9 protein-coding genes are annotated in these 12,059 nt (G+C 61.5%); 2 read left to right on the top strand and 7 right to left on the bottom strand.

Features of this window, described 5'->3' with window-relative positions; translation table 11 throughout:
* Nucleotides 1-5: 5 nt before the first annotated feature.
* The 4 genes from ACLIRY_RS07870 to ACLIRY_RS07855 all read right to left on the bottom strand — a co-directional run bounded on the left by ACLIRY_RS07870 (nucleotide 6) and on the right by ACLIRY_RS07855 (nucleotide 6,357).
* Nucleotides 6-851 carry a metallophosphoesterase family protein gene (locus tag ACLIRY_RS07870; RefSeq protein ID WP_413204830.1) on the bottom strand — a complete coding sequence of 282 codons (846 nt, stop codon included), beginning with the start codon at nucleotides 849-851 and terminating at the stop codon, nucleotides 6-8.
* A gap of 116 nt (nucleotides 852-967) precedes the next feature.
* Entirely contained in the window at nucleotides 968-1,840 is an 873-nt protein-coding gene (locus ACLIRY_RS07865) for an amidohydrolase family protein (RefSeq protein WP_413204829.1), read from the bottom strand.
* A 190-nt stretch (nucleotides 1,841-2,030) separates the two neighbouring features.
* Nucleotides 2,031-3,473 (bottom strand): metalloprotease TldD, encoded by a 1,443-nt coding sequence (gene tldD / locus ACLIRY_RS07860; protein ID WP_413204828.1) that lies wholly within the window; start codon nucleotides 3,471-3,473, stop codon nucleotides 2,031-2,033.
* A gap of 88 nt (nucleotides 3,474-3,561) precedes the next feature.
* Entirely contained in the window at nucleotides 3,562-6,357 is a 2,796-nt protein-coding gene (locus ACLIRY_RS07855; RefSeq protein WP_413204827.1) for an ATP-binding protein, read from the bottom strand.
* A 284-nt stretch (nucleotides 6,358-6,641) separates the two neighbouring features.
* On the opposite strand from ACLIRY_RS07855, the gene ACLIRY_RS07850 reads away from it, so the two are divergent.
* A complete protein-coding gene (locus ACLIRY_RS07850; protein WP_413204826.1) occupies nucleotides 6,642-8,042 on the top strand; it encodes an ABC transporter substrate-binding protein in 1,401 nt (466 codons plus the stop codon).
* Nucleotides 8,043-8,061: 19 nt separating this feature from the next.
* Nucleotides 8,062-9,057, top strand: coding sequence for a trypsin-like serine peptidase (locus ACLIRY_RS07845; protein ID WP_413204825.1), 996 nt, complete (start codon nucleotides 8,062-8,064; stop codon nucleotides 9,055-9,057).
* A 181-nt stretch (nucleotides 9,058-9,238) separates the two neighbouring features.
* On the opposite strand, the gene ACLIRY_RS07840 is transcribed toward ACLIRY_RS07845, so the two are convergent.
* Genes ACLIRY_RS07840 through ACLIRY_RS07830 form a run of 3 tightly spaced genes read right to left on the bottom strand, consistent with a single transcriptional unit; the run spans nucleotide 9,239 to nucleotide 11,782 of the window.
* Entirely contained in the window at nucleotides 9,239-9,367 is a 129-nt protein-coding gene (locus ACLIRY_RS07840; protein WP_413204824.1) for a hypothetical protein, read from the bottom strand.
* A complete protein-coding gene (cydB, locus tag ACLIRY_RS07835; protein WP_413204823.1) occupies nucleotides 9,367-10,371 on the bottom strand; it encodes a cytochrome d ubiquinol oxidase subunit II in 1,005 nt (334 codons plus the stop codon). The genes ACLIRY_RS07840 and cydB overlap by 1 nt, the downstream gene beginning before the upstream one ends.
* The gene (locus ACLIRY_RS07830) at nucleotides 10,361-11,782 is read right to left on the bottom strand and encodes a cytochrome ubiquinol oxidase subunit I (protein WP_413204822.1); all 1,422 of its coding nucleotides are present in this window, start codon (nucleotides 11,780-11,782) and stop codon (nucleotides 10,361-10,363) included. The genes cydB and ACLIRY_RS07830 overlap by 11 nt, the downstream gene beginning before the upstream one ends.
* Nucleotides 11,783-12,059: the final 277 nt, after the last annotated feature.

The raw sequence follows: 12,059 nt of genomic DNA, 5'->3' as shown, positions 1-12,059 counted from the left end.
GAGGATCAGACAGCAGGACCCGGCAGGATCTCCCGCAAAGGAGGAGTTGGGGGCGATTCCCCCAGCCAGCGCCGCCATTCCCGGGGATAGCCCAAGGAAACCTCCTCGAACCGGGTGCCATCCCGCCAGTCCGTGCGCGGGACATGCTGATGTCCTGTGACCACCGCCACGGCCCGGAAGCGTCGGTGCCAATCCTCCGTCAGCGGCGTGCCACACCAGGGAGAGAAGCGGGGAACGCGGCGGATGAACAGCAGATCCTGGCGCATGGGCCAGTGGTTGATCAGCACCGTTCGTGCCTCGGCTGGCAGGGCCGATAAACGCACCTCGGTCTCCGCAACCCGGGCATGGCACCAGTCCACCCGGCTCAGATGGGGATGGGGGTGCAGCAGGCGCTCGTCGGCACAGAGGATATGCTCTTCCATCGTCCAATCCAGCACCCCCTCCAGCGAAACCTCTGCCGGGCGGAATCCATAGTCGTAAAGAAGGAACAGCGGCGCCAGATAAAGGGACGTTCCGGGCTCCAGACCCGGCGGAAGCGGTCCTGGCCACAGGGGGTAGGGATCCTCGGGCGTCAATACCCCGCGAAGGCGGCAGGCCTCCACCAATTGGTGGTACTTGTCCTCCCCCTGGGGATCCCCCGGACGGCTCCACAAATCGTGGTTTCCCGGGATCCACAGCAGTTTGGCGAACTGTGGACCCAAGGTATCCAGGACAAAGTCCAAATGATCCAGGGTCTCCCCCAGATCGCCTCCCAGGATCAACCAATCCGGTCCGTGGTTGGGGATGGCCTGAATCAGATCCCGGTTTTCGGGATGGCCCACATGAATATCACTGATCGCCCAAAGGCGCATGGGGTCATGTCCATTGATTGAGGGGAGCCCCTTCCGGTCTTGGAAGGGCTACTCCCGGATTTGGGTCCAGGACACCCCACGCCCCGGAGTCTTCCGAGAGCAGACGACAGCCCCATTCAACCATGCCCCAGAAGACGCAGGGCGTTTTCCTTGAGGATCAAAGGCCGGACTTCGTCCTTGAAGGGCGCCTTGTCGAAGGCATCGAGCCATTTCTCCGGCGCGATCATCGGCCAATCCGAGCCAAAAAGCATCTTTTTCCGCAGCATTGTATTGGCGTACCGCACCAAAATCTCCGGAAAATACTTGGGCGACCAGCCCGACAGATCAATGTAGACGTTGGGTTTGTGGGTCGCAACGGACAACGCCTCCTCCTGCCAGGGGAAGGAGGGATGGGCGAGGATGATCGGCATCTCCGGAAAATCCACGGCCACATCATCGATATACATGGGATTGGAGTACTTCAACCGCATGCCATTGCCGCCGGGCATCCCCGAGCCCACGCCCGTCTGTCCCGTATGAAACAGCGCGGGCTTGCCCGTCTCGGCGATGGCTTCATACAGCGGATAGGCCAAGCGGTCGTTCGGATAGAAACCCTGCATGGTCGGGTGAAACTTGAATCCCTGGACCCCGTATTTTTCCACCAGGGTCCGGGCCTCCCGGGCCCCCATCTTGCCCTTGTGGGGATCGATCGAGGCAAAGGGGATCAGGATGTCCGCATGCTCGGCGCAGAGCTCGGCCATCTCCTCGTTCTTGTACCGCCGATAGCCGGTCTCCCGCTCCGCATCCACGGGGAAGATCACCGCAGCAATGTTCATTTTCCGGTAGTGGGCCGCCGTCTCCGGAATGGTGGGCGGGTGCGTCCAGGGCGCACCAAAATAGGACGCCATGGCGCTCTGCAGGTCGTCATAGCCATCGTCGGCGTGACACCCGCAGGGCTCTTCCGCATGCGTGTGAAAGTCGATGGCGCGCACCGCCGAGAAATCAACCATTCGCGAAACCCTCCCGGATATAATAGTTATACTTTATACCTATCATTCCGCAATCATGGCGTCCATGGCTTTTCGCCGGACCACCGCACCGCTGCCGGGGCCTGTCTTCCATGCGGGGGCTATCCCGGGGAGCGCCCGCCTTCTCCTTTTCGTTGAAGAAGGCGGACATAGGAGCCGTCGTGGGGGGTGATCAGGCCGCCACGGCCGTCCCGCCGACGGTCAGGCCGTCCACCTTCAGGGTCGGCTGGCCGACACCCACGGGAACGCCCTGGCCCTCCTTGCCACAGGTGCCGACGCCGGGATCCAGGGCCAAGTCATTGCCGACCATGGAGACCCGGGTCAACACATCCGGCCCGTTGCCAATCAAGGTCGCGCCCTTGACCGGAGCACCGATTTTGCCGTCCTCGATCAGATAGGCCTCGGTCGTGCTGAACACGAATTTCCCAGAGGTCGTATCCACCTGACCGCCGCCGAAGTTCACCGCGTAGAGCCCCCGCTTGACCGAGGCGATGATCTCCGCCGGGTCGTGCTCTCCGGCCAACATGAAGGTATTGGTCATACGGGGAATCGGATGGTGGGCATGGGATTGACGTCGCCCGTTGCCCGTGGGGGCCACGCCCATGAGGCGGGCGTTCAGCCGGTCCTGGAGGTAGCCGGTCAGAATCCCGTCTTCGATGATCACATTGCGCTGGGAGGGTGTCCCCTCGTCATCGATGGAGAGGGATCCGCGCCGATCCTGCAGGGTGCCGTCGTCCACGATGGTCACGCCCTTGGCCGCCACCCGCCTGCCTATGCCATTGGAGAAGGCCGAGGTTCCCTTGCGGTTGATATCCCCTTCCAGGCCATGGCCAATGGCCTCGTGCAGCAGGATGCCGGGCCAACCGGGTCCAAGGACAACGGGCATCTCTCCGGCCGGAGAGTCCGAGGAGTCCAGGGCCACCAGGGCCTGTCGCAGGGCCTCGTCGACGGCGCCCTTCCAGGTCGCTTCCTCCAACAGGCCATCATAGCCAACGCGCCCGCCCATGCCGTGACCGCCCGTTTCCCGGCGCCCATTGGCATCCTGAACCACCACGGACACATTCAACCGAACCAGCGGGCGAATATCCCCGGCGTCCATGCCCCCGGCGCGCAGAATACGCACGGCTTGCCAGGATCCGGACAGGGAGGCCATGACCTGCACCACCTTGGAGTCCCGGGATCGGGCGAAGGCATCGATCTTGGCGAGCATGTCGACCTTGGCATCGAAAGGCACCAGATCCAGGGGATTGTCCGGCGTGTACAGGGACAGGTTGGTGGCCCGAGGGCTTTCCGCCATGGTGCCCGAAGCCCCCGTGCGCACGGCCCGCACCGTCTCTGCCGCCCGCTTCAGAGCCCCCTGGTCAAGGGTCGTGGAATGGGCGAAACCAACGGCCTCGCCACTGACCGCACGCAAACCGAAGCCCTGGCTGGCATCGAAGCTGGCCGACCGGATCCGCCCGTCATCCAGGGAAAAGCTCTCCCCTTGCCGGTATTCCAGGAACAATTCACCGTCGTCCGCGCCTTCCAAGGCATGGTCGACCATGCGCTGGGTTTCTTCCTTGTCCAGTCCACCGCGTTCAAAAAACAACTCATCGGTGGTAATGCCGTCGGCCATGGTCTGTTCTCCCGGGAATATAAAGGGGGATTGGCACCCGGACCGGGACCTCTCCCCTCCCTATTAGATTTGGTCGATTATGCTCTGGTCAAGCACCTGTGCCATCGGACGTGCGTTCCGGGCTCTCCAATAGGCGCGACTGGGGCAAGGTCAGGGTAACGACGGTGCCCTGACCCGGAACACTCTGCAGGGTCAGGGATCCCCCGTGCATATCCATCAGGGACTTGGCCAGCGGGAGCCCCAGACCCGTCCCCTCGTGCCGCCGGGACAGGCCACTGTCGATCTGCCCGAAGGGAGACAAGGCGACCAGGATCTCCTCCTCCTTCATGCCCATACCCGTATCGGACACGGCAATTTCCAGATCCTGCCCCGGCGCGGGTGTCTGCATGGAGACCCGGACGGCTCCCCCTTGTGGCGTGAATTTGACGGCGTTGGACAGGACATTGATCAGAACTTGCTTCATGCGACGACCGTCGACATGCGCCCTGGGGGAGGGGTCGGCCAGATCCCGTTCCAGCCGCACGCCACCGTCCTGCGCCCGCTCCGCAATCAAGCGCAGGGTCGCCTCGATCAAAGGGACCAGGGCCAGGGGCTCCTCGGACAGGACCATGTGGCCCGCCTCGATTTTGGACACATCCAGGATGTCATTGATAATGTGCAGAAGATGGTAGCCGCTGTCGTGAATCGCCCGAACGTATTCCTTGTAGCGCTCGCTGCCCAGGGCACCGAACACCTCGTCGCCCATGACCTCGGAAAAGCCGATAATCGCATTCAGGGGCGTGCGCAGTTCGTGACTCATATTGGCCAAAAATTCGCTCTTGGCCCGGTTCGCCAGCTCCGCCTGTTCCATGGCGGACCGAATGACCCCTTCAGAGTCCCGCCGAAACAGTTCGCTCCCCACCCATTGGGCCATCAGTTCCAGCATCTGAATGTCCCCCGGAGTAAAGGGGGCGGGCCGGGATCGGGTCGAGAAAAAGGCGAGGACTCCGGTAATGGATGTCCGGGGACATAATCCGATTCCAATATAGGACCGCAGCCCCATGACCTGCACGCTCGGCAGAGTCCGATAGGCCTCTGGCGCATCCGTATCTCGGTAAATGACCGGCTCTTTTGTGGTCAAGCAAATCCCGGACAGGCTTTCTCCGGGTTTCTTTGTTCGCTGGCTGATATCAACCAGAGGGCCAATTCCCTGGACGAAGCGGAAATCGGCCCCTCCCCTTTCTATGACAAAGCCGTTTTCCAGATCGAAGCGCTGGGCTCCCAACTCTAAAATACGCTTAAACCGCTCCTCCAGGGAGGACGAGGTGTCCGACGTGATCCCCAGGAAGATCCGGAGGCAGGTTTCGCTTGCCTCCAATTCGGTTTCTGAGACTTTACGACGAGTCACATCGGAAAAGATCGACAGAATTTGCCCATCGGTCACCCGACTTTCCGTGATTCGAACCCAACGCCCTGACCCTTCCCTAACTTCCATGACACCGCTGGCTTCCCGGTGTCGACGGATGCGCGTTTGAATGCCCCGCTCACCCGTTTCAACCTTAATCCCCGGTCCCTCATCCTCGGTCACCAGGGCATCGCCCGACCCCAAGTTCAGCCGGACCGCCGCATCAAAGGGAAGTCCCGGCTTCAGGTGAGGCGCCAACCGAGGGAAATGCGTTTCATAGGCATTGTTCCATAGGACCAAACGGTCTTCCCGATCCCACAGGGCAACCCCATCAGGAATGCCATCGATGGCCTCCGCCAGGCGGCGTTCGGCGCGATGCGCTCTCTCTTCAACCTCCTTTTGATCGGTAATGTCCTCTGCCAACCCACGGTACCCAAGAAACCGCCCCGCCGCATCGAAGCGGGGCTTTCCGCTCACCCGGACGAGGCGCTTCTCTCCGCCCTCCATTCCGTCGCCGACGATCCGGGGTTGCCGCCCCCAGTAAGTAAAGTCCCGAAAAGGACGGTGGGTGGCCAAATCCTCCAAATGGGCAGCAAGGGCCTCCGGGTCCGTCCTCTCACAATCGATCAAGTCCTGCCGACTCAATTTCTTAAGTGCTTCGATATCAAGCCCCTGGCCCCGATCCAACCCCCTCAGGGAGAACCATGTGTAACGGTGATCCGGACCGGTTTCCCAAAACCAATCGGAGGATGCCTCCGCCACGTCGGCCATCCGTTCCCGGCTTTCCCTTAATTCCCGCGTCCTCAGAATGACTTGACCTTCAATTTCCTCTCTTTGGGCGGTCAAGATCCGTTCCCCTTGTCGGACGACCTTGAAGAGGAACAGGTAAAGGGCCAGGAAGACCCCTCCCCCGAGGCTGAAGACAACGATTCTGCGCCGATTCTGGGCGGCAAACAGCCCCTCCATGTTCTCGGTCATGAGAAATAAAAGACTCCGCCCGTCGGGCAAATCAACAGCCAGAGGCGCAACGGTAGTCAACAGAATCCTTGCCCCCTTACGGTCCTCATCAAATCTGTATCCCAGAACCGTCCTCTGCCCCATTTCGTCCCAAGCCAGGATCGCTTGGCGTCCCCCTTCGGTCACCCGATGGCCGATTGAATCCTGATCCGAGGACGAGAGCACCCATCCATCTTCTGTAACCAAGCTGGAAGACAGCACTGGCAAGTCCCGCGTAGCGCTGGAAAATACACCAGCCAATCTACGGATCCGGGGATCGGACAAGAGGGAAGAAGAAGAAGTGTCGATACCTGTACGCCCGATGTCCTGAACGTCAGGTTCTATGCGATTGATAATAGACCGGGCCAACATGGCATTGGCGACCCTGGCGGTTTCACGCAGACCTTCATCAACGGTGACGTAATACAGCGCCCCGATCAGGATCGCTGCCAGGAAGAGAGCAAAGACGCTCGCCTTGGAGAAATGTTTGTGAAGATAGAACATAGCCTGGGCCGTCTGGCCCCACTCCCCTTCGGTTCGACCCCTGGTCTTGCATCTTCATATGCCGCAAGTCTGGCGAGCAGTTTCCTGTCCCCGTCCCAACACTAAGCATTTCTCGCCAAACGGGCGACCTCATTTCGGATGAAGGCTCAAGGGCTTCCCCCTACGGGTATCCCTTGACAGCGCCCTCCCGGACCGGAAAGGTACCGGCACTTTGCAGTAAGAATGGGGGACAACAGAATATAATACCACCCCCCTAGCACAGCCACCGCGCAGAGGGGAGTAGCATGACTGTTCAACCGTATTCGTCACCCCGTTTGGGCCGCCGCGCCTTTCTCGCCGGATCCGCCGGTGCCCTGGTGACGGGCCTAACGTTCGCAGGCAAGACCCGCGCCCAGGGTCGGGATCCGATTCTGATTGGCGAGATCAACAGCTACAGCCGTCTCCCCGCCTTCACCCTGCCCTACCGCAATGGTTGGCGTCTGGCGGTGGAACAGATCAACGGCGCGGGGGGACTGCTTGGCGGACGGCCACTGCAAGTGATCAGCAAGGACGATGACGGAGAGCCCGGCAGTGCCGTGGCGGCAGCCCAGGACCTGGTGACCCAGAACGGAGTCCACGCCCTGACCGGGACCTTCCTGTCCGAGGTGGGCCTGGCCGTCTCGGACTTCGCAGCCCAGCGCAAGATCCCCTTCCTCGCCGCAGAACCCCTGACAGACGCGATCGTCTGGAGACAAGGCAACCACTACACCTATAACCTGCGCCCGAACACCTATGTCCAGGCCTCCATCCTGGCGCGGGAAGCGGCCAAGCTGCCCGTCACCCGTTGGGCGACCATCGCCCCGAACTCCGAATACGGCCAATCCGCCGTCGCCCGCTTCAAGCAGCGGTTGACAGCCCTGAAGCGCGACGTGACGTTCGTCGACGAGCAATGGTCGCCCCTATTCGGCTTGGACGCGAGTGCGACCGTCCAAGCCCTGGAGGATGCCCAACCTGCGGGGATTTTCAACGCCCTCTTTGGCACGGATTTGACGCGTTTCGTGCAGGAAGGCTCCCCAAGGGGACTGTTCAGGGATCGAACCGTGGTCGGCATGCTCACCGGCGAGCCCGAGAACCTAATCCCCTTAATGGACCAAACACAGGGGAATGGGCCAGAAAACGGGGCAGAAAACTGGATCGTCACCGGTTACCCCTGGGAGGACATCACCACCCACCCCCACATATCCTTCGTCAAGGCCTATCGGGCAATGTGGAACGAAGATCCAGCCATGGGATCCCTGTTGGGCTATAGCGCCATGACGGCCCTGGCCGTGGCCTTCGTCCAGTCAGGCGGGACCGAACCGGAGCAACTGGTCAACACCCTGTCAGGCATGACCTTCGGTTCCCCCATAGGAGAGATCCGCTTCCGCCCCTCGGACCACCAATCCACGATGGGCGCCTGGGTCGGCCGCACGGCCCTGCGGGATGGCAAGGGGGTGATGGTCGATTGGAGCTACGTGGATGGGGAGGATGTCCTGCCCCCAGCGGAGATCGCCAGCGCCTGGCGCCCTGCGGAGCAGGCGGCAGATCCAGGTCCGGTGGCGACAACCGAGCCCGATGCGGCGAGCCCTGTCCCATTGGCCGCAACGGAGACCGCGACGGAATCTGCACCTGAACCAAAAGAGGAAGGTGTCCCTCAATCCCAGTAACCCAAGACAGGAGGGCACCATGTCCAAGCCCTGGAAGCTTCTGACCAAACCCGTCTTGCCCTTCTCGTCCATGGTTTGCGCCCTTGCCCTGGCGCTTTCCTGGGCGATCCCGGCAGCGACACTGGCCCAAAGCGCCAAGGATTTGCCCCGGGAAAGCGACGCGGACATGTTGCGCCGGGTCAAACCGGGTGTGAAGGGCTTGGACGACCGACTTACCGTTGACGCCTCATCCTGGCCCTGGTCGTCGGTTGGACGGGTCAACCGCAGTGATGGCGCCTTCTGCACCGGCACCCTGATCGGCCCCCACCAGGTGCTGACCGCCGGCCATTGCCTGTGGAACAAGAAGACCCTGAATTGGTATCCCGCCACGGGCCTGAAGTTCGCCGCCGGGTACCAAAGGGGGGAATGGATCGCTTTCTCGCCGGTGACGTCCGTCACGGTCAGCCCCGGCTACCGACCCAAGCCGCCCAGCCACAAGGGCGACCCCTCCCAGGATTGGGCGCTGCTGGACCTGAAGGACCCCCTGGGGGATATCGTTGGCTATTTCGGCACCCTCTCCGACGCTCCCCGGAGTGTCACCATCAGTCAGGTGGGCTACAGCTTCGACCGGCGCCATGTGCAGACCGCCAACGTGGGGTGCCATATCCTGGGGCGTCAGTCCAATGGGATCCTGATGCATGACTGCGATACGGTGAATGGGGATTCGGGCTCGCCCATTGTCCATTGGACCGACGAGGGTCCCCGGGTGATCGCCGTCCATGTGGCCACGGCCAGGACCAAGTCGGGGAACTCCCTGGGAATGTCCGTCCCCATTGGAACAGTGATGCCGGAAAACCGCCGCCCCTTCTCTGGTGGACGACAGGTCGACCAGAGCCTCGCTGCCCTTCTCGTCGGAAAATTGGGCTATACCTCGCCGGACGCGGTGCGCCAGGCCATGGGAACCACCGGGTCCGGCCCCTATGATCGCAAGGAGTTTTCCCGGCTGCTCTCGGGAATGGTGCCTCCCGCGCCTTAGATCAAACCGCCTCAAATCGGAATCGATTTAGGGCGGATAATTTGATCTAAAATCATATGGTTAGAGCATCGAGCGGAAAACCGGCACCCACGTTTCCGCTCGATGCTCTAGATCAAAGTGTCCGCCCTAAACCGGATCGGTCGCGAAGCGACCCAACTTGATCTCGGAATACTCTAACCGGTCACCTCGGGATCAGCAGGCGGATCCCCCAGACCACCAGGGCCATCGCAGCAAGGGAAAGCAGGTAAAGCACGGCAAACCAGAGAAGGCGCCGCCCCCGGCCCTCTCTGGATTCAGCTGAGGGGTCCATCAGTGGTACCCTTTGCCCGATGTTTTGCCCCGGAACACCCAATAGGCATAGCCCGTATAGCCGATAATGATCGGCAGCAGGACCAGGGCACCGGGCAACAGGAAAGCCAGCGCCGACTCATCGGCCGCCGCTGTCCGAAAGGTGACGGTGTTGGGGATGATGAAGGGATATTTGGTGATGGCGAACCCCAGGTAGCAGGCGACAAACAACCCCTGACCCAGCAGGAACACAAGCCCCGCCCGCCGCTTGCCAATGGCCCCATGCAGCAGCACCGCAAGCGTGGCCACAGCCACAGGGGCCACCCCATACAGGATCATATTCGGGCCGAACCAGCGGTTCATGGCATCGGGATCCACCAGGGGGGTAAAAGCGCTGACCAGGGCAATGAAGCCGACCGTTCCCAGGGCACAGCGCACCGCATAGCGGAACGCCAAATCGGCAAGATTTCCGTCGCCCTTCATGGCCAACCACCCCGTCCCAAGCAAGGCGTACCCACAGGGCACGGCCAGCCCGGTCAACAGGGAGAAGGGGCTCAACCAGTCGAACCATCCCCCCACATAGCGTCCGTCCTCCACGGCGACCCCCTGGATGAAGGCACCGAGCATGATGCCCTGACACAGCGCCGCGACCAGGGACCCGGCCCAAAAGGCCACTGACCAACGGGCTTTGGCGCCCGAGGTGGTCGCCTTGAAGCGAAACTCGAAAGCCACACCGCGGAAGACCAAAGCCAACAACATGCCAATAACCAAGGGATAGAACGCCGTCAGCAGCACCGAATAGGCCATGGGAAAGGCCGCGAACAACCCCCCACCGCCAAGCACCAGCCAGGTTTCGTTGCCGTCCCAGACCGGCGCGATGGAGTTCATCGCCCGGTCCCGGTTACCCTCCGTTCCGAGGACGGGGAAGAGGATGCCGATGCCCAGATCGAAGCCATCCAAGGCGGTATACAGGAAAACGGCCAGGGCGATCAAAACGCCCCAGACAAAGGGCAGATCAAGCGCCATGGGACGTTTCTCCTTTCGTCATAGGGCCTTCCTCGGTGATCGGTCCGGGATGGGTGAAGACGGCGTCCTCGGGAGACGAGCCACCTTCTTTCACGGGGGATCCCATCATTTTCAGCATATGGCGGATCCCCACGGCAAAGACGATCCCGTAGACCAGGATAAAGGCCAGTAGGGAAGCCGCCGCCCCGGGTGCATCGATGGGGGAAATGCCGTCCTCTGTCCGCAATAATCCGTAAACCATATAGGGCTGACGCCCCACCTCCGTGGTGAACCAACCCGCCAGGATAGCGATGAAGCCCGCTGGTCCCATAACCAGGGCATAGCGCTGGAGGAGAGGGGAGTCATACAGACGCCCCCGCAGCCTTTGAATCCCGGCGAAAGCGCCCAGACCGACCATCAAAAACCCCAAGCCCACCATGATCCGGAAGGTGAAAAAAGGAACCGTCATGGGCGGGCGTTCGTCAGGAGGAAAGGCCTTCATGCCCTTCAGCCCGCCATCCAGGCTATGGGTCAGAATGAGAGACCCCAGATAGGGGATCTCGATGGAGAAGCGCGTCGTCTCCTCCGCCTCGTCGGGAATACCGAACAGGATCAACGGCGCGGGAGAGACCTCTTCGGCCCAATGGCCCTCCATGGCGGCGATCTTGGCGGGCTGGTGTTCCAGGGTGTTGAGCCCATGGGCGTCACCGAGCAGGACTTGCAGGGGGGCGGCCACCATAACCAACCCCGTGGCCAGGGAGAAGGCCCGCCGGGTCGGCGCGCTCTGCCCATCGCCCTTGAGCAACCGCCAGGCGGAAGCCGCGCTGATCACCAGGGCAGAGGTCAGGAAGGCCGCCGTGACCATATGGAGGAAGCGGTAGGGAAAGCTGGGATTGAAGACCACCTCCAGCCAGTTCGCGGCGAGGAACCGCCCATCGGGATCCAGGGAATAGCCCGCCGGGGTCTGCATCCAGGAATTGGCAGACAGGATCCAGAAGGTCGAGATCAAGGTCCCAATGGCCACCAGAAGGGTCGCTGCGAAATGGAGCCGAGGCCCCACCTTGTCCATACCGAACAACATGATCCCCAGAAACCCAGCCTCGAGGAAGAAAGCCGTCAAGACTTCATACCCCAGCAGGGGACCGAGAACCGAGCCCGTGGCCTCGGCGAAGGGTCCCCAGTTGGTGCCGAACTGATAGCTCATGACGACGCCGGACACCACGCCCATTCCGAAGGACAGGGCGAAGATTTTGACCCAATGTTTGAACAGATCCAGATACAGGGACTTGCCCGTCGCCAGCCAAAGCCCCTCGACCAAAGCCAGGAAGGATGCCAAGCCAATGGTGAAGGAGGGAAAAATGATATGAAACGAGATGGTGAAGGCGAATTGTGCCCGCGCCAGGATCTCAGCATTCAACCATCCATCGAACATGAAGCACGTCCTTAAAATAAAGTCTCCCGCAGGTGCGAAGGGTGGGCGCGATAGCCGCTCGGGTCAAGGGAGCAGAATCAAGAAGACGATATCGACCTCCCCATCGACATCCTCCGGTCCTCAGCTGGAGAGCTTCAGGCCCCAGGTCACTCTCTGCCCCCCTTTACCCAGGGCGGACGAATCGACACCGAACGTGGCGGCCTCCGCCCGGTTCACGCTCACCGGCTCACTTTCGCAAATGGTTTCTGGAAATTCCTAACAAAAAAAGAGCATATGG

Origin of the sequence: Rhodospirillum sp. A1_3_36 (assembly GCF_047263945.1) — a bacterium.
GTDB lineage: Bacteria > Pseudomonadota > Alphaproteobacteria > Rhodospirillales > Rhodospirillaceae > Rhodospirillum.
The sequence above is the reverse complement of the archived record's forward strand: the minus strand, read 5'-3'. Positions and strand labels throughout refer to the sequence as shown.

What these genes read in the sequence shown, in the direction of transcription:
- ACLIRY_RS07870 (WP_413204830.1), bottom strand. Translation starts at nt 851, where the DNA reads ATGCGCCTTTGGGCGATCAGTGATATTCATGTGGGCCATCCCGAAAAC.
- ACLIRY_RS07865 (WP_413204829.1), bottom strand. Translation starts at nt 1,840, where the DNA reads ATGGTTGATTTCTCGGCGGTGCGCGCCATCGACTTTCACACGCATGCG.
- tldD (WP_413204828.1), bottom strand. Translation starts at nt 3,473, where the DNA reads ATGGCCGACGGCATTACCACCGATGAGTTGTTTTTTGAACGCGGTGGA.
- ACLIRY_RS07855 (WP_413204827.1), bottom strand. Translation starts at nt 6,357, where the DNA reads ATGTTCTATCTTCACAAACATTTCTCCAAGGCGAGCGTCTTTGCTCTC.
- ACLIRY_RS07850 (WP_413204826.1), top strand. Translation starts at nt 6,642, where the DNA reads ATGACTGTTCAACCGTATTCGTCACCCCGTTTGGGCCGCCGCGCCTTT.
- ACLIRY_RS07845 (WP_413204825.1), top strand. Translation starts at nt 8,062, where the DNA reads ATGTCCAAGCCCTGGAAGCTTCTGACCAAACCCGTCTTGCCCTTCTCG.
- ACLIRY_RS07840 (WP_413204824.1), bottom strand. Translation starts at nt 9,367, where the DNA reads ATGGACCCCTCAGCTGAATCCAGAGAGGGCCGGGGGCGGCGCCTTCTC.
- cydB (WP_413204823.1), bottom strand. Translation starts at nt 10,371, where the DNA reads ATGGCGCTTGATCTGCCCTTTGTCTGGGGCGTTTTGATCGCCCTGGCC.
- ACLIRY_RS07830 (WP_413204822.1), bottom strand. Translation starts at nt 11,782, where the DNA reads ATGTTCGATGGATGGTTGAATGCTGAGATCCTGGCGCGGGCACAATTC.